Annotated in this window: 20 protein-coding genes; 13 read left to right on the top strand and 7 right to left on the bottom strand. The window is 60.1% G+C overall.

Features of this window, described 5'->3' with window-relative positions; all coding sequences use genetic code 11:
* Positions 1–10 precede the first annotated feature (10 nt).
* Positions 11–3472: a pyruvate carboxylase gene (gene pyc / locus KX729_RS21575; protein WP_219744551.1), complete on the top strand. Its 3462-nt coding sequence runs from the start codon at positions 11–13 to the stop codon at positions 3470–3472.
* On the opposite strand, the gene KX729_RS21570 is transcribed toward pyc, so the two are convergent.
* Positions 3453–4358 (bottom strand): DMT family transporter, encoded by a 906-nt coding sequence (locus tag KX729_RS21570; protein WP_219744550.1) that lies wholly within the window; start codon positions 4356–4358, stop codon positions 3453–3455. The two genes, pyc and KX729_RS21570, sit on opposite strands and share 20 nt — an antisense overlap.
* 213 nt (positions 4359–4571) lie before the next feature.
* Between KX729_RS21570 and KX729_RS21565 the strand changes: the two genes are divergently transcribed.
* Positions 4572–5762, top strand: coding sequence for an MFS transporter (locus KX729_RS21565; protein WP_219744549.1), 1191 nt, complete (start codon positions 4572–4574; stop codon positions 5760–5762).
* Positions 5763–5903: 141 nt separating this feature from the next.
* Entirely contained in the window at positions 5904–7154 is a 1251-nt protein-coding gene (gene ispG, locus KX729_RS21560; protein WP_219744548.1) for a flavodoxin-dependent (E)-4-hydroxy-3-methylbut-2-enyl-diphosphate synthase, read from the top strand.
* A gap of 62 nt (positions 7155–7216) precedes the next feature.
* Here ispG and KX729_RS21555 read toward each other — a convergent pair whose 3' ends face one another.
* Entirely contained in the window at positions 7217–7831 is a 615-nt protein-coding gene (locus tag KX729_RS21555) for a TetR/AcrR family transcriptional regulator (RefSeq protein ID WP_219744547.1), read from the bottom strand.
* 70 nt (positions 7832–7901) lie between these two features.
* On the opposite strand from KX729_RS21555, the gene KX729_RS21550 reads away from it, so the two are divergent.
* From KX729_RS21550 to KX729_RS21540, 3 genes are all read left to right on the top strand, one after another.
* Positions 7902–8390 (top strand): cupin domain-containing protein, encoded by a 489-nt coding sequence (locus KX729_RS21550; protein ID WP_219744546.1) that lies wholly within the window; start codon positions 7902–7904, stop codon positions 8388–8390.
* Positions 8391–8401: 11 nt separating this feature from the next.
* Complete coding sequence (locus KX729_RS21545) at positions 8402–8821, top strand: DoxX family protein (protein WP_219744545.1); 420 nt, start codon at positions 8402–8404, stop codon at positions 8819–8821.
* A 106-nt stretch (positions 8822–8927) separates the two neighbouring features.
* Positions 8928–9587 carry a YiaD family glycine zipper/OmpA-like lipoprotein gene (locus tag KX729_RS21540; protein ID WP_219744544.1) on the top strand — a complete coding sequence of 220 codons (660 nt, stop codon included), beginning with the start codon at positions 8928–8930 and terminating at the stop codon, positions 9585–9587.
* A 123-nt stretch (positions 9588–9710) separates the two neighbouring features.
* On the opposite strand, the gene KX729_RS21535 is transcribed toward KX729_RS21540, so the two are convergent.
* Complete coding sequence (locus KX729_RS21535) at positions 9711–10355, bottom strand: LysE family translocator (protein WP_219744543.1); 645 nt, start codon at positions 10353–10355, stop codon at positions 9711–9713.
* An 18-nt stretch (positions 10356–10373) separates the two neighbouring features.
* Positions 10374–11288 carry a polyprenyl synthetase family protein gene (locus tag KX729_RS21530; protein WP_219744542.1) on the bottom strand — a complete coding sequence of 305 codons (915 nt, stop codon included), beginning with the start codon at positions 11286–11288 and terminating at the stop codon, positions 10374–10376.
* A 118-nt stretch (positions 11289–11406) separates the two neighbouring features.
* Between KX729_RS21530 and mtgA the strand changes: the two genes are divergently transcribed.
* The 4 genes from mtgA (at position 11407) to KX729_RS21510 (ending at position 13805) form a co-directional block, all read left to right on the top strand.
* Positions 11407–12177 (top strand): monofunctional biosynthetic peptidoglycan transglycosylase, encoded by a 771-nt coding sequence (gene mtgA / locus KX729_RS21525; protein ID WP_219744541.1) that lies wholly within the window; start codon positions 11407–11409, stop codon positions 12175–12177.
* A 72-nt stretch (positions 12178–12249) separates the two neighbouring features.
* On the top strand, positions 12250–12897 hold the full coding sequence (locus KX729_RS21520) for a glutathione S-transferase family protein (protein ID WP_219744540.1): 648 nt from the start codon (positions 12250–12252) through the stop codon (positions 12895–12897).
* Positions 12898–13065: 168 nt separating this feature from the next.
* Positions 13066–13251, top strand: a complete 186-nt coding sequence (gene rpmF, locus KX729_RS21515) for a 50S ribosomal protein L32 (RefSeq protein WP_025603474.1) — start codon at positions 13066–13068, stop codon at positions 13249–13251.
* A gap of 146 nt (positions 13252–13397) precedes the next feature.
* On the top strand, positions 13398–13805 hold the full coding sequence (locus KX729_RS21510; protein ID WP_219744539.1) for a hypothetical protein: 408 nt from the start codon (positions 13398–13400) through the stop codon (positions 13803–13805).
* A gap of 13 nt (positions 13806–13818) precedes the next feature.
* On the opposite strand, the gene phaR is transcribed toward KX729_RS21510, so the two are convergent.
* Complete coding sequence (gene phaR / locus KX729_RS21505; protein ID WP_219744538.1) at positions 13819–14394, bottom strand: polyhydroxyalkanoate synthesis repressor PhaR; 576 nt, start codon at positions 14392–14394, stop codon at positions 13819–13821.
* Positions 14395–14649: 255 nt separating this feature from the next.
* On the opposite strand from phaR, the gene KX729_RS21500 reads away from it, so the two are divergent.
* Positions 14650–15831, top strand: a complete 1182-nt coding sequence (locus tag KX729_RS21500) for an acetyl-CoA C-acetyltransferase (RefSeq protein WP_219744537.1) — start codon at positions 14650–14652, stop codon at positions 15829–15831.
* A 138-nt stretch (positions 15832–15969) separates the two neighbouring features.
* Entirely contained in the window at positions 15970–16698 is a 729-nt protein-coding gene (locus tag KX729_RS21495; protein WP_219744536.1) for a beta-ketoacyl-ACP reductase, read from the top strand.
* 765 nt (positions 16699–17463) lie between these two features.
* Here the strand turns inward: KX729_RS21495 and KX729_RS21490 are convergent.
* Positions 17464–17718: a YMGG-like glycine zipper-containing protein gene (locus KX729_RS21490; protein WP_219744535.1), complete on the bottom strand. Its 255-nt coding sequence runs from the start codon at positions 17716–17718 to the stop codon at positions 17464–17466.
* A gap of 42 nt (positions 17719–17760) precedes the next feature.
* Entirely contained in the window at positions 17761–17916 is a 156-nt protein-coding gene (locus tag KX729_RS21485) for a DUF3309 family protein (RefSeq protein ID WP_219744534.1), read from the bottom strand.
* Positions 17917–18621: 705 nt separating this feature from the next.
* Here KX729_RS21485 and KX729_RS21480 point away from each other — a divergent pair.
* A complete protein-coding gene (locus KX729_RS21480) occupies positions 18622–21795 on the top strand; it encodes a helicase-related protein (protein WP_219744675.1) in 3174 nt (1057 codons plus the stop codon).
* The last annotated feature ends 5 nt before the right edge of the window (positions 21796–21800 follow it).

Below are 21800 nucleotides of genomic sequence, written 5' to 3'. Positions count from 1 at the left end.
AGGGACCGTCTTGCCGATAACGAAGATTCTCGTTGCCAACCGTTCCGAAATTGCGATCCGCGTATTCCGCGCCGCCAATGAGCTCGGAATCAAGACCGTGGCGATCTGGGCGGAGGAAGACAAACTTTCGCTGCATCGCTTCAAAGCGGATGAGAGTTATCAGGTCGGCCGCGGCCCGCATCTTTCAAAGGACATGGGGCCGATCGAAAGCTATCTGTCGATCCCGGAAGTGATCCGGGTCGCCAAACTTTCCGGTGCCGATGCGATCCATCCCGGCTACGGTCTTCTCTCCGAAAGCCCGGAATTCGTTGAGGCCTGCAACGAAGCCGGCATCATCTTCATCGGCCCACGGCCGGATACGATGCGCCAGCTCGGCAACAAGGTGGCGGCGCGCAATCTGGCGATTTCGGTCGGCGTTCCGGTCGTGCCGGCGACGGAGCCTTTGCCGGACGACATGACGACCGTTGCCAAGATGGCCGAAGAGATCGGTTATCCAGTGATGCTGAAAGCCTCCTGGGGTGGCGGTGGTCGCGGCATGCGCGCCATCCGCGATCCGAAGGACCTCGCCAAGGAAGTGACGGAAGCCAAGCGCGAGGCGATGGCCGCCTTCGGCAAGGACGAGGTCTATCTCGAAAAGCTGGTTGAGCGCGCCCGCCATGTGGAAAGTCAGATTCTTGGCGATACGCATGGCAATGTCGTGCATCTGTTCGAGCGCGACTGTTCGATCCAGCGACGTAACCAGAAGGTCGTCGAGCGGGCGCCTGCGCCATATCTGTCGGAAGCGCAAAGAGCCGAACTTGCGGCCTATTCTCTGAAGATCGCGGATGCCACGAACTATGTCGGTGCCGGCACGGTCGAATATCTGATGGACGCCGATAGCGGCAAATTCTACTTCATCGAAGTGAACCCGCGCATCCAGGTCGAGCATACGGTGACCGAAGTCGTCACCGGCATCGATATCGTCAAGGCGCAGATCCATATCCTGGAAGGGTTTGCGATCGGCACGCCGGAATCGGGTGTGCCGGCACAGGCCGATATCCGGCTGAACGGTCACGCGCTGCAGTGCCGTATCACCACGGAAGATCCGGAGCACAACTTCATCCCGGACTATGGCCGTATTACCGCTTACCGTTCGGCTTCGGGTTTCGGCATCCGTCTCGATGGCGGCACTTCCTATGCCGGGGCGATCATCACGCGTTATTACGATCCGCTTCTCGTCAAGGTGACGGCCTGGGCGCCGAGCCCGCAGGAGGCGATCAGCCGCATGGACCGCGCATTGCGTGAGTTCCGTATCCGCGGCGTGGCGACCAACCTGACCTTCCTCGAAGCGATCATCGGCCACGAGAAATTCCGCAACAACACCTATACGACGCGATTCATCGATTCGACGCCGGAACTGTTCGAGCAGGTGAAGCGCGCCGACCGTGCGACGAAGCTCCTGAACTATCTTGCGGATGTCACCGTCAACGGCCATCCGGAAACCAAGGGCCGGCCGGAGCCTCTAGCGCAGGCGGCAAAGCCGGTCCTGCCCTATATCAACGGTGCGATCCCTAATGGCACCAAGCAGCTGCTCGACCAGCTTGGCCCGAAAAAATTCGGCGAATGGATGCGCAACGAAAAGCGCGTGCTGATGACCGATACGACGATGCGTGACGGGCATCAGTCGCTGCTGGCCACCCGCATGCGCACCTATGACATCGCGCGTGTTGCCGGCGTTTATGCGCGGGCTTTGCCGAACCTGTTCTCGCTGGAATGCTGGGGCGGAGCCACCTTCGACGTGTCGATGCGCTTCCTGACGGAAGACCCGTGGGAGCGTCTGGCGATGATCCGCGAGGATGCGCCGAACCTGCTCCTGCAGATGCTTTTGCGCGGCGCCAATGGCGTCGGCTATAAGAACTACCCGGACAATGTCGTCAAATTCTTCGTGCGCCAGGCAGCGAAGGGCGGCATCGATCTATTCCGGGTTTTTGACTGCCTGAACTGGGTCGAGAACATGCGCGTCTCGATGGATGCGATCAACGAGGAGAACCGGCTCTGCGAGGCGGCGATCTGCTATACCGGCGATCTGCTGAATTCCGCGCGGCCGAAATACGACCTGAAATATTATACCGGCCTGGCGCAGGAGCTGGAAAAGGCCGGTGCGCATATCATCGCGCTGAAGGATATGGCGGGCCTATTGAAGCCGGCCGCCGCCCGCGTGCTGTTCACGGCGCTGCGCGAAGCGACCTCGCTGCCGATCCATTTCCACACCCATGACACGTCGGGCATCTCGGCGGCGACGGTGCTGGCAGCGATCGATGCTGGCGTCGATGCGGTCGATGCGGCGATGGATGCGCTTTCCGGCAATACGTCGCAGCCTTGCCTCGGCTCGATCGTCGAAGCGCTGGCAGGTACAGAGCGGGACCCGGGTCTCGATCCGGAATGGATCCGCAAGATTTCCTTCTACTGGGAAGCGGTGCGCAACCAGTACGCCGCCTTCGAGAGTGATCTCAAAGGACCGGCTTCGGAAGTCTATCTGCACGAAATGCCGGGTGGGCAGTTCACCAATCTCAAGGAACAGGCGCGGTCGCTCGGTCTCGACACCAAGTGGCACAAGGTGGCGCAGACCTATGCGGACGTGAACCAGATGTTCGGCGATATCGTCAAGGTGACACCGTCCTCCAAGGTGGTCGGCGACATGGCGCTGATGATGGTCAGTCAGGAGCTGACGGTCGCCGATGTCGAGAACCCGGCAAAGGACATCGCGTTTCCGGAGTCGGTCGTGTCGATGCTGAAGGGCGATCTCGGCCAGCCTCCGGGCGGATGGCCGGAAGCGATCCAGAAAAAGGCGCTGAAGGGCGAAGAGCCCTATACTGCAGTTCCAGGCTCGTTGCTGGCGCCGGCCGATCTCGATGCCGAACGCAAGGCAATCGAGGAGAAGCTCGGTCGCCAGGTCGATGATTTCGAGTTCGCATCGTATCTCATGTATCCGAAAGTCTTCACCGACTTCGCTTTTGCCGCGGACACTTACGGTCCGGTTTCGGTCCTGCCGACGCCGGCCTATTTCTACGGCTTGAAGGATGGCGAGGAGCTGTTTGCCGATATCGAGAAGGGCAAGACGCTGGTCGTCGTCAACCAGGCGATGAGCCAGACCGATGCACAGGGGCTCGTCACCGTGTTCTTCGAGCTGAATGGCCAGCCGCGCCGTATCAAGGTGCCGGACCGGGCGCATGGCGCTTCCGGCTCGGCGGTGCGTCGCAAGGCTGAAACCGGCAATGCCGCGCATCTTGGCGCGCCGATGCCTGGCGTCATCTCGCGCGTCTTTGCCACGACGGGTCAGGCGGTCAAGGCGGGTGACGTGCTGCTCTCCATCGAGGCGATGAAGATGGAGACGGCGCTGCATGCGGAGAAGGACGGCACTATCGCCGAAGTTCTCGTCAAGGCCGGCGACCAGATTGACGCGAAGGATTTGCTCATCGTTTATGGCGGCTGATATCAGCCCCTTCGGTTCCGCCGGCTTTCCTGCGGCGGGACCGTTCACCAAAGATGATCAGAAGACCGGCACCGCCGATCAGCACGGCGCCGACCGCCACGTTGGCTGCCGGCAGATCGCCCCAGATCAGAAAGCCGAGCACGAAGGCCCAGATGAGCGCCGTATATTCGAACGGTGCGAGGATCGACACCGGCGCGCGGCGCATTCCCTCGAAATAGGCATATTGCGCCATTCCGCCGAGTAGGCCGACACCGAACAGCATGGCGGTGGTCCTGAGATCGACATTGCTCCATTCGACGATCAGCATGCCGCCCGTCAGCACGATGAAGAAGAAATTGGTCAGAGTCATCTGCACCAGGCTGGTTTCGTGCAACGCTGTGCGGCGGAGAAGCACAGTCGAGAAAGCCCAGAGGCAGGCGGCCTGTAGCGCGAGATAAACCGGCAGCGAAATTTTCAGCCCGATCGGATTGCTGGCGATGATCACCCCGACAAAGCCGACGATAACGGCTGCCCAGCGTGCCGGCGTCACATGCTCCTTCAACATCGGGCCGGCAAGCAGCATGGCGACGACGGGAGCGGCGAAATAAAGCGTCGTCAGCTCGCCGAGCTGCAGGCTTTTCGCGGCGGTGTAATAGGAAATCCATGCGCCGATCAGGAACAAGCTGCGGATCGCCATCGGCTTGACGATGTCGGACGTTGCTGCCCGGCGCGCCAGTCGCGGTCCGCCGATCAGCAGGCAGGAGACGAAAACCGTAACACTGCGGAAGAACAGGATCTGCCAGACGGTGACGTGCTCGACCAGCAGTTTGATGACCGCATCATGAGTGCTGAAGATGAAATAGGAAATGGTGACCAGCAGGATGCCGAGGCCATAGGGAGTTTTCACGGGAACACCGAGCCAGGAAGCGGACTTTGGTTGGAACTGAAATGAATAATGATTTTCGATGCCACAAACCGGAGTTCTTGGGCACTGTCAATCTCGCCGCAGGAGGTTGTTCAGGTTTCCTTCAGATACAATTTGTGAAACGGGAGAGGCCGCGGCGAGTTGCAATTTCAATCGATTTAAATGATGTTCGCGGCAACCTGAAGGAATGATTCCATGGATACTCAAGCTTCCACCCGCCCCTCCGGACCACGTGCCTTCATTACCCGCGAACGGGTGGGTGTGGCGCTGCTTTTCCTGATGAACGGTTTTATGGTGGGAGCCTGGGCGCCGAAAATCCCCGAATTTGCCAGCCGCCTCGGCGTCAGCGAAAGCCAACTCGGCCTGATGATCCTGACCTTTGGCCTTGGTTCGATCGTGATGATGCCGGTCGCCGGCAGCCAGATCGCCCGGTTCGGCTCCAGCCAGGTGAGCAAGTTCGCTGCGGTGTTGCTGACGCCGACGCTGTTGCTCCTGACCTTCGTCGGCTCGGTCTGGACGGGTGCGGTAGCGATCTTCCTGTTCGGCGGCTTGCTCGGTGCCATGGACGTGGCGATGAATGCGAATGCCGTATCCGTCGAAAAGCAGATGCGCCGGTCGATCATGTCGTCCTGCCATGCGTTCTGGAGCCTCGGCGGCCTGATCGGCTCGTCGACCGGCGGCTTCCTGATCGATCATATCGGTGTTTCAACGCATGCTATCCTCGTGACGATCGTTGCGGCTGTGATGGTCGCGGCCTGCTGGGGACTCGTTTTCCACGATGCGCCACATCCGGATGACGAGGCGCACGCTGCCGGTCGACGCTTGCCGCGTTCGGCGCTTCCCTGGCTGATCGGCATCATGGCGCTGTTCTGCATGATCCCGGAAGGTGCGATCCTCGATTGGGGTGCGCTTTACATGCGCAACGAGCTTGCTGCTTCGGTAACCCTCTCCGGCTTTGCCTTCGCAGCATTCTCGCTCACCATGGCTACGATGCGCTTTGCCGGGGATCTCATCCGCGACCGGTTCGGCGCGGTCAACACGCTTCGCGCCTGCGCCGTCATCGCCATCCTTGGCCTGCTGTTGATCGGTTTTGCCGAAAATGCGCCGATGGCGATCGCCGGGTTTGCGTTGGCCGGTATCGGCATTTCCAATATCGTGCCGATCTGCTTCTCGGCGGCCGGCAACCTGCCGGGCATGGCGGCTGGAGTCGGGCTCTCGGTAGTAACGACGATGGGTTATTCCGGCATTCTGGTCGCGCCGTCTGGCATCGGTTTCATCGCCGAACATACCGGCCTTGCCGCGGTTTTTGCGGGCATCTCGGTGCTGATCGTCGTGGTGCTGTTCCTGTCGTCGCTCGCCAGGCATGCGGACAATGCGCATCACTAAAAAGACGCAATGCAGCTTTGATAGAGCTTAGATAATCAGCGAGCGAAAGTGTATGCTGCGCCCGTTGACAAGGCGCCGGTCATACGCCACCTGAAAGGCGCTCATCGCACCAAAGCTCTTTTGAAGGCAACGAGAACTCCCATGTCGTCACCCGTCGAATACGATCCGAAGCCGCGCCGTGCCACCGTTGCCGTCGATGTCGGCGGTGTCATCGTCGGGGGCGGGGCGCCTGTCGTCGTCCAGTCGATGACCAATACGGATACGGCGGATATAGATGCGACAGTGGCGCAGGTCGCCGCGCTTTATAAAGCCGGTTCCGAAATCGTGCGCATCACGGTCGACCGCGACGAGAGTGCCGCCGCCGTGCCAAAAATCCGTGAACGCCTGCTGCGTCTCGGCATGGACGTGCCGCTGATCGGCGACTTTCACTATATCGGCCATAAGCTGCTGGCCGACCATCCGGCCTGTGCGGAGGCGCTGGCAAAATACCGCATCAATCCGGGCAATGTCGGTTTCAAGGACAAGAAGGACAAGCAGTTCGCCGACATTATCGAGATGGCGATCCGCTACGACAAGCCGGTCCGCATCGGCGTCAACTGGGGTTCGCTCGACCAGGATCTTCTGACGACGCTGATGGACCGTAATTCCGCCGAAGGCTCGCCGCTTTCGGCCCGCCAGGTAATGCACGAGGCAATCGTCCAGTCGGCGCTGATTTCCGCCGAGCTTGCCGAAAGCATCGGCCTGCCGCGCAATCGCATCATCCTTTCCGCCAAGGTCAGCCAGGTGCAGGATCTGATCGCCTGTTATTCAATGCTGGCCGAGCGCTCCAACCATGCCCTGCATCTCGGCCTCACCGAAGCCGGCATGGGATCGAAGGGCATCGTCGCCTCGTCGGCGGCTATGGGTTATGTGCTGCAGCACGGGATCGGCGATACGATCCGCGTCTCGCTGACGCCGGAGCCGAATGGCGACCGCACCCGCGAAGTGCAGGTGGCGCAGGAGCTGCTGCAGGTCATGGGCTTCCGACAGTTCATTCCGGTCGTCGCCGCTTGTCCCGGCTGTGGTCGCACGACGTCGACGGTTTTCCAGGAACTGGCGCAGAACATCCAGAACGACATCCGCAAGAACATGCCGGTCTGGCGCGAGAAATATCCGGGCGTCGAAGCGCTGAACGTCGCCGTCATGGGCTGCATCGTCAACGGCCCGGGCGAAAGCAAACATGCCGATATCGGCATTTCGCTGCCCGGCACCGGCGAAACCCCGGCTGCGCCTATCTTTATCGACGGCAAGAAGGCGATGACCCTCAAGGGACCGAACATCGCCGCCGATTTCGAAAAGCTGGTCATCGACTATATCGAGAACCGTTTCGGCCAGAAGACGGCTGCGGAATAAGCCGTTTCATTCAGTCGAAAGCAATCATTGAAAGCCCTTCTGGCCGTTGCCTGGAGGGCTTTTTATTTGGCGCCGTCTTCGGCGCCCTGCAGGGCGCCGGCAAGCAGTGTTTTTGCCGTCCAGCGTAGCACCTTTTCTCCCTCTTCCGTGTCCAGATCGCAGATATCGCGCATGACGATCATGGATTCGATCCCCATGACGAGTGAGAGGGCGTTGACCAGCCGCTGAAACTGGGGAGGGGGCATTTCGCTTTCGACGGGGCCAAGCGCCTCCTTCAGCCACGCAAGACGCCGGCCGCCGCGGCGGTTCTGGTTTTCACCGGCAGCCGAGCTTCCCAGTAGGGCACGGAAGACGGCCTCGTTCTCCAAAATCATCTTGAAGACATCCGTGACCAGCTTGTCGAGCCGCTTCGCCACCTGGGCGGCGTCGGCGTCTTCGCCGGCCGGTTCCACCGTGATGCTGGTTGCGACGCCGTCGAGTACGGCTTCACGGATCATTTCGTCGGGCGTCGAGAAATACCGATAGGCTGTCGCCCGCGATATGCCGGCATGGTCCGCTACTTCGGCGACGGAAGGATGGCTGCCCTTTTCAATGATGGCGCGGGCCGCGCGCAGCAATTCGGAGCGCGTCCGACGCTTTTGGTTCACCCGCTCGAAACTTCTCTCTTGACTGTCCATATGCACCTCATTATGAGACATTAATCTCATTAAGAGTTTAGTGTATCACAAAAGCCAAAGGGCACAAGCGATGACCTCCATTTCCGCATCCCCGACAGCCGGTACAGCCTCGCCGCTGACCGTGCATTTCCTCGGCAATATCCTCACCTTCCGCGCTCGTTATGCGGACACGAAGCAGACCTTTACTGTGATCGACGTGCTGACCGCACCGAATGCCGGGCCGCCGCCGCATACTCAAACCGACCAGGAAGCCTTTCTTGTGATGGAAGGGCTTTATGAGATCATTGTCGGCGACGAGGTGCGGCAATGCGGTCCAGGTGAATTCGTCCACGTATCTCCAGGCGTCATGCATGCCTTCCGCAATATCGCCGATACGCCGTCGCGTATGTTGCTGATCAACTTCCCGGGAGATCTGCACGAGTCATTTTTCGTGGCGATCGGCGATCCGCTGCCGGCCGGCACGACGGAGTTTCCAGAAATGCAGGCGCCGGACGTACCGAAGATCGTCGCGACGGCGGCGCGGTTCGGGATCGACATTCCCGTTCCGGCAAATGCGTGAGGAGCGGAGCCATGCCGATCATTGAAAGACTTCTGGCCTCGCCGACTTTCGGCATTTTTGCACGCGGGGTGCTGACCTTCGTTTTCTGGTCCAGCGGCCTTGCAAAACTCTTCGATTTTAATGGGGCCATGGCCGAGATGGAGCATTTCGGCGTTGTGCCGACTGCTCCGATGGCGATTGCGGTCATCATCGTGCAGCTCGGCGGTGCGGCTCTGGTGATTTCCGGCCGATATGTCTGGTTGGGAGCCGGCGCGCTCGGCATCTTCACCCTGCTGACGATTCCGATCGCCCATCCGTTCTGGACAATGACGGGGGAGATGGCCTTCCTGGAGATGATGTTCGTGTTCGAGCACATTACCGTCGTGGGCGGCCTGATGGTCGTCGCGATCCTCGGCCAGCGTCTGCCTCAGCGCTCGCCGGCTTTTGCCTGATCCATCGAGAGAAGGGCCTGCCGAATGGCGGTCCTTCTCACCTCGCTATTGCCGCAATTCATGGTAAATGAGGTGTCACCACCTTGGACGGGGACATCGAATCGAAATGATCAAAAAAATCGCAATCGTTGCACTTTGCGCGACCTATCTGTCTGCCTGCACCACGACCGATCCCTATACGGGCGAGCAGAAGATTTCCAACACGGCCGGCGGTGCTGCCATCGGCGCGGGCCTCGGCGCTCTTGCCGGCGGTCTGACGGGCGGACGCCATGCGGGCCGCAATGCGCTGATCGGCGCAGGCATCGGCGCACTGGCCGGCGGTGGCATCGGCGCTTATATGGACAACCAGGAAGCCGAGCTGCGTGCACAGCTGCAGGGCACGGGCGTCTCCGTTACCCGCCAGGGCGACCGCATCATCCTCAACATGCCGTCGAACATCACGTTCGCGACCGACCAGGACCAGGTCATTCCGCCGTTCTACCGGACGCTGGATTCGGTTGCGCTGGTGCTGAACAAGTTCAACAAGACCCTCGTCGACGTGAACGGCCATACTGACTCGACCGGCAGCTTGCAGCATAACCAGCAGCTTTCCGAGCGCCGCGCCGCTTCTGTCGCCAACTACCTCGGCAGCCGTAATGTCGACCAGCGCCGCATGTCGACCATGGGCTTTGGACCGTCGCAGCCGGTTGCCTCCAACGCGACGCCGGACGGCCGCGCCCAAAATCGCCGCGTCGAAGTGGCAATCGCGCCGATAACCCAGGGCTGATACGGAAATTTAGACAAACGAAAAGCGCGTAGCACGGCTGCGCGCTTTTTGCGTTTTGGAGGTGTCGCTCTCTTGGCGTCATTCTCGGGACAAACCCGAGGATGAAGGAGGAGAGGCCGGCAACTAGATGCGGCTGGTGAGCAGCTTCAAACCGGCGGCGCTGTAAAACACCGCCATCGTGCCCTCGATCCAGCGGCGGGCGGCCTTGTAGCCCTTCAGCGCATGCGGGGTCGAAAACACCACGGCGTAGGTGGTGAAGATCGAGATGCTGGATGCCATGCAGATCGAGACGATCATGATGATCGCGGCGGTCGGAGCGTTTTCCGGCAGGCCGAGCGAGATGATGGCGAGCCAGGCGAATATCGCCTTCGGATTGGTCAAGTGGATGGCGTAGCCGCGCAGCCAGAGTTGGCGGGCGCTGTAATTGGTGCGGGCATTGCCGAGCGCGACCTTCGAATCCGGCAGTCGGGCGGATTTATAAGCCTTCCAGGCAAGATAGATCAGATAGAGGCCGCCGAGAACCTTGAGGATTTCCAGTGCGATCGCATAGTTGCGCAGAAGAGCAGCAAGCCCGAGTGCGGCAGCACACGCCCAAGTGAAAGATCCGCTGGCTATGCCGAGTGCAGTAATCAGGCCGGCACGGCGGCCTTGGCTGATCGAGGCGCCGATGATCGCGAAATTGGCGGGACCGGGGCTTGCGACATTGATGATGTAGGCGACATAGGCCGGCCACATATAGGGCAGGTAACTCAGGATATCGGACGACATGCTCTTTTCCCGAAGGCGTCAGTTTTCCCGGCTGGCGATGAAGCGCGCCGTTTCCTGCAGAATAAGCGCCTTTTCTCCATAAGGCGCAAGCAGGTCGACGGCCTCGGCCGTCAGTTCGTCGAGCTTTTTCTCGGCCCAGTCCAGGCCGTGCAGGGCGACCAGCGTGCCCTTGCCGCGGGCGGCGTCCTTGCCGGTCGCCTTGCCCATCGTCTTTGCGTCCGAGGTGAGGTCGAGCACGTCGTCGGCCAGCTGAAAGGCAAGGCCGATCTTCTGGCCGAAGAGCCGCAGGCGCTTGCGGTCTTCGATGTCCGAGCCTGCAACGATCGCGCCGGCCTCGCAGGCGAAACGCAGCAGCGCGCCGGTCTTCATCGCCTGCAATGTTTCGATCCCTTTTTCATCCGGCGGAGACTTTTCCGCTGCGAGATCGAGCGCCTGGCCGCCTGCCATGCCGCCGGCACCGGCGGCGCGGGCTAGCGCCAGAACCAGCTCCGTCTTCTGGCGGTCGGAGATTTCGGTTTCAGGTGCGGCGATGATATCGAAGGCGTAGGTGAGCAGGCTGTCGCCGGCGAGGATGGCGGTCGCCTCATCGAAGGCCTTGTGGACCGTCGGCAGGCCACGGCGCAGGTCGTCATTGTCCATGGCCGGCAGGTCGTCATGGATCAGCGAGTAACAGTGCAGGCATTCGAGCGCCACACCAACCCGCAAGGCCGCCTCAGGCGTCCCGCCGAGCAGGGCAGCACTTTCCCGCACCAGGAAGGGCCGCAGGCGCTTGCCGCCGTTCAGCGCGCCGTGGCGCATCGCCGCCATCAGGTTTGCCGGGCGAGTGATTTCGTCGCTCAGGGCGGCATCAGACAGGACGATACGCAACAGCGCCTCCACTTCGGCGGCGCTCCGTTTCAAGCTGATCTCGAATGCGGTCTTGAGCTCGGTCATGGCGGCTGTTTGGCATGCCGCCGAAGGGCTGGCAACGGCGATTTACCAGTACACGGGAAGTTTTGGGCGCCGGACTCGCCTTGGCCGCGTTGAGCGGTTATGAAACTTCAAACAGGGGATGAACGGCATATTGGACATCGCACCCGAACAGCAAGCCCCCGAACGCCCCATCCAGGAGGAGCCCGTGAAGGCCGGATGGCGCGCCCGCCTGCTTTCCCGTAGCTTTCTCCGGCGGGTGGTGCTGATCGTCATTGCCATTCTGGCGCTGCCCTATCTGCTGGTCCTCGTCTACGCCCTGCCTTTCACCCGTCCCGTCTCGACGCTGATGCTGTCCGAACTGCTGCTGGTGCGCGGTTATGACCGGCGCTGGGTGAGCCTCGACCAGATTTCACCCAATCTGGTACGTTCGGTGATGATGTCGGAGGACGGCCAGTTCTGCTTCCATGGCGGCGTGGACTGGAACCAGATGCGCGGTGTGGTGCAGGATGCACTCGACGGCGAGGCGACGCGAGGTGCCAGCACTATCTCCATGCAGACGGCAAAGAACCTCTTCCTCTGGAATGGACGCTCCTTCATCCGCAAGGGGCTGGAACTGCCACTGGCGCTGGGGGCGGATTTCGTCTGGTCCAAGCGGCGGATGATGGAAATCTATCTCAATATCGCGGAATGGGGGCCGGGCATCTACGGCGCCGAGGCGGCCGCGCAATATCATTTCAAGATCCCGGCTTCGAAACTCAGCGCCCGGCAGGCGGCATTGCTTGCCGTTGCCCTGCCCAATCCGATCACCCGCGTTGCCGGTAAACCCGGTCGCAGCATGCAGCGGCTCGCCGGCGTCGTGGAGCAGCGGGCGCGTGGCTCCGGCGACTATATCAAATGCATTTATGGCTGAGTTTCAGCGATTTCATTGGTCCTAAGGGGCCGTGCTGGCTATAGGCTCAGGAAATCAACCGGAGAGCCGTGAATGGAAAAGCTTACCCTCTATATCGGCAACAAGAACTATTCCTCCTGGTCCTTCCGCCCCTGGATCGCCATGACGGCAGCGGGCGTTGCGTTCGAGGAAGTCGTGATCCCTTTCGATTTTCCAGCTGGCAATCCGAAATTCAAGCCGATCTCGCCGACGGGCAAGGTGCCGGTCCTGCATCACGGCGAGGTCCGTGTGTGGGAATCTCTGGCAATCATCGAATACGTGGCGGAGCTGTTTCCGGACAAAGGTATCTGGCCGAAAGCCGCTGCCGATCGCGCCGTGGCGCGTGCCATCTCCATGGAGATGATTTCCGGCTTTCGGGCGCTGCGCAGTGCCTGCCCGATGAACATTCGCCGGCCCAAGGGCAAGATCGCTCTGCCGGACGGAGTAGCAGTAGATGTCGCGCGGATTTCGACGATATGGAAGGAGCTTCGCCAGAAATCCGGCGGGCCGTTCCTGTTCGGCGAATTCTCCGGAGCGGATGCGATGTTTGCGCCGGTGGTCAACCGGTTCGATGTCTACGACCTGGTAACGGATGCGGACACGCTCGCCTATATGGCGGCGATGAAGGCGCATCCGGCCTGGGTGAAATGGCAGGAAGCGGCTTTGCTTGAGCCCTGGATCGTGCCAGAAGACGAGGCTTGATGGCGCCAGCGCCTATCAGCGTCGCAAATTTGTAAAAAAAGCCGGCAGGGACTGGTCAAAGCCCTGCCCGGCATGTATAAGCCCGGCAAATTTCCGAGATCGAGACGAGATGAATTCGGCTTCAGTTCCGGCCGGGGATCAAGTCTTGCACGAAGTGGAGTAACGAAAATGGCTGTACCGAAAAGAAAAACGAGCCCGTCCAAGCGCGGTATGCGCCGCTCTGCTGACGCGCTCAAGGCTTCGACCTATGTCGAAGACAAGAACTCCGGCGAACTTCGCCGTCCGCACCACATCGACCTGAAGACCGGTATGTACCGTGGTCGCCAGGTTCTGACCCCGAAGGAAAACGCATAAGCGTTTGACCCTGAAGGTTTGCATGAAGGCCGCCGTTTCGGCGGCTTTTTTGTTGCGCTGTTTCCTGTTTTGCTTTGGCATCCCTTGCGGATCGCGCGGGCACGCATCACAGTCCGGCCAGATAATTTCCGAGTCCGGAGCCGCTCATGCTCGTTGCCCTGCCGCTGATGATCATCCCGCTTGTCCTCTATAACATCGCCATGCTTGGCATGATGGGCGGAGGCGGTATCGCATCGCTCACCAATGTCGTGACATCGCTGCAAATGCTCTCGGGTGCGGTCTGGACCATGTCGCTCGGCGACGTTCTGATCGTCATCGGGCTTGTTCTGCTTTTTGTGGAAATCCTGAAGGCGAGCCGCAACGGGCGGGGCTCGCTGATCAACCATATGCTGTCGCTGCTGGTGTTCATCGCCTATCTGGTGGAGTTCCTGCTGGTCAGGAACGCGGCGACGCAGATCTTCTTCATCCTTATGACGATCACTTTCGTCGATGTCGTCGGCGGCTTTGCCGTCGCGATCCGCACTGCGGGCCGCGACGTGTCGATCGGGCTGTAATCAGCGCTTTGGCTTAAAGGTTGTCGAGGCGGCTCTGCAGGTTGCGGAGCTGTTCCTTCAATTCGTCGATATCCTTGGCGTCGGTTTTCTTGGCGACCGGCTGCTGCGGCTGGCCGGTAAAAGGCGAAAACATCTGCACGGCCTGGCGGAACATTTCCGTATTGCGGCGCACCTGTTCTTCCATCAGCTGCATTGGCATCTGCAGGTTCTTGGCGATCGGCGTATCGCCGAGGGCGCGCGTCATCTGTTCACGCATCTGGGATTGCTGATCGCTGAAGGTCTTCATCGAATGTTCGAGGAAGGTCGGCACTACCATCTGCATCTGGTCGCCGTAATAGGAGATCAGCTGGCGTAGGAAGGAAATCGGAAGCAGCGTGTTGCCGGTCTTCGATTCCTGCTCGAAAATGATCTGCGTCAGCACCGAGTGAGTGATGTCCTCGCCGGTCTTGGCGTCCTGGACGGTGAATTCCTCACCCTTCTTCACCATCTTCGCCAGGTCTTCCAGCGTCACGTATGTGCTGGTGCCCGTGTTGTAGAGGCGCCTGTTGGCATATTTCTTGATTATGATTTCGCCTTCGGTCTTTGCCATGATTGCCTCCTGCTCCCGTCAATATGGTTTGATTATAAGCGAATAATGCATGCTTCTCCCGTCTGGAATGTAAGCCTAAATCTGGAACAGTTACAATCGAATTGTGCGGCGCGGCGATGCGCTTGTTGCGCAGCAAACCCGCAGCAAATGGGTACTTTTCGTGCGATGCAGCAAAAGCATTCTCCACAGGTTTGACACTGCGGCAAAGCTTTGACAGTCTCCACTCAACAACCGAATAAAAAGAGGAGACGTCCAATGACCAATCCATCCATCGTAATCGCTTCCGCGGCCCGTACGGCTGTCGGCTCATTCAATGGTGCGTTTGCCAACACTCCGGCGCATGAGCTTGGTGCCGCAGCGATCAAGGGCGCGCTCGCGCGTGCCGGCGTCGATGCGGCCGAAGTGGACGAAGTCATTCTCGGCCAGGTCCTGCCGGCCGGCGAAGGCCAGAACCCGGCCCGTCAGGCGGCGATGAAGGCGGGCGTGCCGAAGGAAGCGACCGGCTGGGGCGTCAACCAGCTCTGCGGTTCGGGCCTGCGCGCCGTAGCGCTCGGCATGCAGCAGATCGCGCTTGGCGATGCCAAGATCATCGTTGCCGGCGGCCAGGAATCGATGTCCATGGCGCCGCATTGCGCGCATCTTCGCGGCGGCGTGAAGATGGGCGATTTCAAAATGATCGACACGATGATCAAGGATGGCCTGACCGACGCGTTCTACGGCTATCACATGGGCATCACGGCGGAAAACATCGCCCGCCAGTGGCAGCTTTCCCGCGACGAGCAGGACCAGTTCGCCGTCGCCTCGCAGAACAAGGCAGAAGCCGCCCAGGTTGCCGGCCGCTTCAAGGATGAAATCATCCCTTTCCTGATCCAGACGCGCAAGGGCGACGTCACGGTCGAGAACGACGAATATATCCGCACCGGTGCGACGATCGATGCGATGACAAAGCTGCGTCCGGCCTTCGACAAGGAAGGCACCGTAACCGCCGGCAACGCATCGGGTCTCAACGACGGTGGCGCCGCCGCCGTTCTGATGACTGAAGCGGAAGCTGCCCGCCGCGGCATCACGCCGATGGTTCGCATCGTCTCCTGGGCAACGGCCGGCGTCGATCCGCAGATCATGGGCACAGGCCCGATCCCGGCTTCGCGCAAGGCTTTGGAAAAGGCCGGCTGGAAGGTCGGCGATCTCGATCTCGTTGAAGCCAACGAAGCTTTTGCGGCCCAGTCCTGTGCCGTCGTCAAGGATCTCGGCCTCGATCCCTCGATCGTCAACGTCAATGGCGGCGCGATTGCCATCGGTCATCCGATCGGTGCGTCCGGCGCCCGCATCCTCAACACGCTGGTGTTCGAGATGAAGCGTCGCGGCGCCAAGAAGGGTCTTGCCACGCTTTGCATCGGTGGCGGCATGGGTGTCGCCATGTGCCTTGAGGCCATGTAAGCCCGTATTGGTTGTGGATAATCCCGCTGCCGTTGCCAAACTGCGCAGCGGGACTATCTCCTCGACGAAAGCCTGTCAAAATCAGTAAGTATCCGATCACGCAGAAGGATCGGAGCAAACGAAAAGGGGAAGATCAGCATGAGCAGGGTTGCGTTGGTTTCCGGTGGCACCCGGGGTATCGGTGCCGCGATCTCGATCGCTTTGAAGGCTGCCGGCTATCGCGTTGCGGCGAATTTTGCCGGTAACGAGGAAAAGGCCAAAGCTTTCCATGATGAGACCGGTATTCCGGTCTTCAAATGGGACGTGTCCAGCTATCAGGCCTGTGCCGAGGGCATCGCCAAGGTCGAGGCCGAGCTTGGTCCGATCGAGATCCTCGTCAACAATGCCGGCATTACCCGCGATGGCATGTTCCACAAGATGACGCCGGAACAGTGGAACGAGGTGATCGGCACCAATCTATCCGGTCTGTTCAACATGACGCATCCCGTCTGGACCGGCATGCGCGACCGCAATTTCGGCCGCATCATCTCCATCTCTTCGATCAATGGTCAGAAGGGGCAGATGGGGCAGGTGAACTATTCCGCCGCCAAGGCCGGCGATCTCGGTTTCACCAAGGCGCTGGCGCAAGAAGGCGCGGCCAAGGGCATCACGGTCAATGCGATCTGCCCAGGCTATATCGCCACGGAAATGGTGAAGGCAGTGCCGGAAAAGGTGCTGAACGAGCGCATTATCCCGCAGATCCCGGTCGGTCGTCTCGGCGAGCCGGAGGAGATTGCCCGCTGCGTCGTGTTCCTCGCCTCAGACGAGGCCGGGTTCATCACAGGCTCGACGCTGACCGCCAATGGCGGCCAGTACATGTCCGGTTGATCTCGACGTTAACTCCTGGAAGCCTTTGGTGCGGGAATTTGCGCCAAAGGCAGCCGGCCCTTATGGTTAACAGATTGTTTTCCCACGAGATGTTGCGGTGAACAAACCCGGAAACAGATGATGTCGCCGATTCGTCAGCGATTCGTTCCGGGTTTGACCGAGAGGTTAACAGCGCGGTGCGAGGAGCTGTGTGCCTGACTTTCGAGCTCGCAAATGTCACGGGCTTCGCGAGGCATTGCCGGCCCATTTCAAAGCTTAATTTTCAAACTCTCTTCACGGTGAAAGCGGTTCCAAGATAGCTATTTTGTATGGTTAACGAATTGTTTTTACACATGATATTGCGGTGAACGAAACGGGAAATGCCCGATGTCACCGATTCGTCGGTGATTCGTTCCGGGTTTGGCCGAGACGTTAATGGCACGCGACAGGTGCCTGGTAGGCGGCTTTCAAACTCGGAGATTTCACACCTTTTGCGTGGCTCTTGCCAGCTCAGTTACAAAGCTTAATTTTCAAAGGGCTCTTGCAGATAAAACAGCTTCGAGATCGTCGCCATCTATGGTTAACAAATTGTTTTTACACATGATATTGCGGTGAACGAAACGGGAAACGAGCAATGTCGCCGATTCGTCAGCGATTCGTTCCGGCTTTGGCCGAGAGGTTAACGCCAGCCATTTTTGTCGAAGTTTTGACAGCCGAAAGGCAAAGAAAAACCGGCGCCGGTTACCCGGGCGCCGGTTCGAGGGATTTCTCCCCGCTCGTCCGGTATTAGCGGCAACGAGCTTCGTAAGTGCGGCCGTAACGATCGCGATAGATGCAGTAGCCGCGGCGTTCCGACGAATGGCCGATTGCGGCGCCGACGAGGCCGCCGGCAACTGCGCCGACTGCTGCGCCACCCCAGCTGTTGGTAACAGCGCCGCCGATGACGGCGCCGGTGCCTGCACCGATTGCGGTGCCCTTTTCAGTCGCGGTGCAAGACGCAAGAGCGCCGACCATGCAGCCTACGAGAATAATCTTTTTCATGTCACTTTCCCTTCCCTGGTTACTGACGGCTTTGCCGTACTTTTAAATCCTGCCCATCAGCAGCAGGATGATGATGATCAGGACTACGAGGCCTAAGCCGCCCGAAGGACCGTAACCCCAGCTTCGGCTATAACCCCAGTTCGGCAACGCGCCTAGGAGTAGCAGAATAAGGACGATGAGCAACACGGTTCCGAGCATAGTTTCCACTCCACTTGATCATCCGGCTTCCATCAGGCCGGCATTGATTTGGCGAGGAAACGTGGCTTGTCGATTTTTGTTCCCGCTTCAATGAACACGGTTGCGCTCACGTGTGGTTAAAGTTCGTTAGGCAACGTTAACACGGGCTATGGAAGCACCTTGACGATCAAGGAAACAGAGCGGTTTTCTTGCGCCTGCCTTGCCCACATACCCACTAGATATTGTGAGAACGGAACGGGAAAATAATGATGTCAGCGATTCGTCATTGATTCGTTCCGTCTTTGACCCGAATCTTAACGTCGGCTATGCGGCAGCTTGCAGAGAGGCGTAACCGGTTAAAAATGATTAACCATATCAACGCATTGACTCTCGCGATTCTTTCTGAAATCGGCGCTTCTGTTCGAGTCCGCATTGTATGAACGAAGGATTCCGACGCAGATTCAGGATGTCGTGGCCGAGGGGAGACTCTCATCAATATCTAGCCGTGAACAAAGACTGAATCATTTGGAGTCTTCGATTCGTCGCCGATTCGTTCGCGTCTGTTCCTTAACGGCAGGATTTGCGGCCTCAAGCGGTGGAATTCGGCGGATTGAGGGGCCTAAAAGTCATCTTCAGACTTGCGTTTGCGTGCAGGTATCGCCATGTGTTGCGTGGCTCGCGTCTAAGCCCCAGGCGGAGACGGATGCATTATCTGATGTGCGGAATTTGATTTTGAACTTCCAGCCCATGTTGCTCAGCGGGCGCGGCGTTACCGCCGTTCTCGGACCCACCAATACTGGCAAGACCCATTATGCCATCGAGCGCATGGTGGCGCACGGGTCCGGCGTCATCGGGTTGCCGCTCCGGCTCCTGGCGCGCGAAGTCTATACGCGCGTGGTCGAGAAGGTCGGTGTCGCCCATGTGGCACTGGTAACGGGCGAAGAAAAGATCACGCCGCCGAACGCCCGCTTTTCTGTCTGCACCGTTGAAGCCATGCCGCGCGATACGCGTGCTGCTTTCGTGGCGATCGATGAGGTGCAGCTCGCAGGCGATCTCGAGCGCGGGCATATCTTCACAGACCGGATCATGCACCTGCGCGGCCGTGAGGAAACGTTGTTGCTCGGCGCCGCGACGATGCGGCCGATCCTTGAAAAGCTGTTGCCGGGTATAACCGTCGTCGAGCGCCCGCGCATGTCGCAGCTGTTTTACGCCGGACAGAAGAAGATCACCCGCCTGCCGCAACGTTCGGCCATCGTCGCTTTTTCGGCCGAAGAAGTTTATGCGATTGCCGAACTGATCCGCCGCCAGCGTGGCGGGGCAGCCGTTGTGCTCGGGGCGCTCAGCCCGCGCACGCGCAATGCGCAGGTGGGTCTCTATCAGGAAGGCGACGTCGAATATCTGGTTGCCACCGACGCGATCGGCATGGGCCTCAATCTCGATGTCGATCATGTCGCCTTCGCACAGGACCGGAAATTCGACGGTTACCAGTTCCGCAACCTCAATCCCGGCGAACTCGGGCAGATCGCGGGTCGCGCCGGTCGTCACGTGCGGGATGGCACCTTTGGCGTTACCGGGCAGGTCGATCCTTTCGATCCCGAACTGGTCGAGCGAATCGAAGGCCACCATTTCGATCCGGTGAAAGTGCTGCAATGGCGCTCAAAAAATCTCGATTTCTCGTCGCTGAGATCGCTGCGCGACAGTCTCGATGCGCCGCCGACGGTGGCAGGTCTTGCCCGGGCACTTCCCGCAACCGACAGCCAGGCCTTTGATTATCTTTCACGATATCCGGAGATAAAGGATACCGCGACGACTCCAGAGCGCGTCGAAAAGCTGTGGGAGGCTTGTGCACTTCCCGACTACCGTCGTATTACGCCGGCGCAGCACGCCGACCTCATTTCGACTCTTTTTTCCGATCTTTTGCGGTTCGGGACGGTGAACGAAGATTTCATGGGAGAACAGGTTCGCCGTGCCGACCGGACCGATGGCGAAATCGACACGCTATCGGCCCGTATTGCGCAGATTCGAACCTGGACCTATGTCTCCAACCGCCCCGGCTGGCTTGCCGATCCGACACACTGGCAGGAAAAGACGCGGGAAATCGAGGATAGGTTGTCGGACGCGCTACATGAAAGGTTGACGAAACGCTTTGTTGATCGCAGGACATCTGTGCTCATGAAGCGCCTGAGAGAGAATGCGATGCTGGAAGCTGAAATCAGTGTAAATGGCGATGTCTTTGTGGAAGGACATCACGTCGGGCAATTGGCCGGGTTCCGGTTCACGCCTGTCGCGGGGGCGGAGGGGCCCGATGCCAAGGCCGTGCAGACGGCTGCGCAGAAGGCGCTGGCTCTGGAGTTCGAGGCGCGCGCCGCGCGGCTTTACGCATCCGGCAATAGCGATCTCGCTGTCGGGTCTGACGGTTTCGTGCGCTGGCTGGGCGAGCCGGTCGGCCGCCTTTCGGCGAGCGATCACATCATGCGGCCGCGCGTCATCCTGCTTTCCGACGAGCAGCTGACGGGCAATGCACGCGAACATGTGCTGGCCCGCATCGAGCGCTTCGTCAATCATCATATCGCCACCGTGCTGAAGCCGCTCGACGACCTGTCGCGCGCCGAAGACCTGCAGGGTCTTGCCAAGGGACTGGCGTTTCAGCTCGTCGAAAATCTCGGTGTGCTTTTCCGTCGCGATGTCGCAGACGACGTCAAGACGCTGGATCAGGACGCCCGCGCTTCGATGCGCCGTTATGGCATTCGCTTCGGCGCCTACCATGTCTTCATGCCGCTTCTTCTGAAGCCGGCCCCTGCCGAGCTCATCACGATGCTCTGGGCGCTGAAGAATGACGGTCTCGACAAGCCGGGTTACGGCGATCTCATCCCGGCGCTTGCGGCAGGCCGCACGTCGGTCGTCGCCGATCCGAACTTCGAGCGGATGTTCTACAAGCTTGCGGGTTTCCGTTTCCTCGGCAAGCGCGCAGTGCGTATCGATATTCTCGAACGCCTCGCAGATCTCATTCGTCCGCTCCTGCAGTGGAAGCCGGGTTCGACGTCGCGTCCAGAAGGCGCCTATGACGGTCGCCGTTTCATGACGACGACCGCAATGCTTTCCATTCTCGGCGCAACGCCGGACGATATGGAAGAAATCCTCAAGGGCCTCGGTTATCGTGCAGACAGCGTGAAGGCTGAAGAAGCGCAGGCGTTCCTCGGAACGCAGGACGCCGCTTCCGCAGGCGCTGTCGTCGCCGTCGCTCCTTCCGCTGAAGCTGTAGAAACTTCCGAAGGCGACGACGCGGATGCAGGTGATGCGACGGAAACTTCGTCGGAAGCAGTCGCTCCCGTTGAGGCAGATGCTTCGACCGAGGCCGCTCCGATCGAAGCTGCTCCGGCTGAAGCCGTTGCTACCGAAGAAACGGCTGTTTCCGATGAGGTCAAACCGACCGAACCGGAAGAGCCGAAGCCGGTTCTTCTCTGGCGTCCGGGCGGTGGCCGTGAAAGCAACCAGCGTGGCGGCCGTCCGCAGCATGGCGATCGCCGTGGCCATGGCGGCCAGCCGCGCAATGCTGGCGGCGCGGAAGGTGCGCCGCAGGGCCGCCGTGACGATCGTCGTGATGGCGAGCGGAAGGAGGGTGATCGCAAGGACGCCCGTCCGAGCGGTAACCGCGATCAGGAGCGTCGCGACGGCGGCCGGCCGAACCGCGACAACAATCGCCGACCGGACAACAATCGCGGCGACCGGCCGAACCGTGGGGAGCGTCCTGAAGGCGGTTCCCGTCCGGATCGCAACGATCGCGGCAAAGGGCCGCAGCCCGCTCGCTTCGAGGCCAAGCCGCCGCGCAAGGAAAAGCCGATCGATCCGGATTCGCCTTTCGCAAAGCTCGCTGCTCTCAAGGAGCAGATGAAGAAGTGAGGCCC

It is taken from the genome of Neorhizobium populisoli (genome assembly GCF_019430945.1).
In the GTDB taxonomy this organism is placed as follows: domain Bacteria; phylum Pseudomonadota; class Alphaproteobacteria; order Rhizobiales; family Rhizobiaceae; genus Neorhizobium; species Neorhizobium populisoli.
The sequence above is the reverse complement of the archived record's forward strand: the minus strand, read 5'-3'. Positions and strand labels throughout refer to the sequence as shown.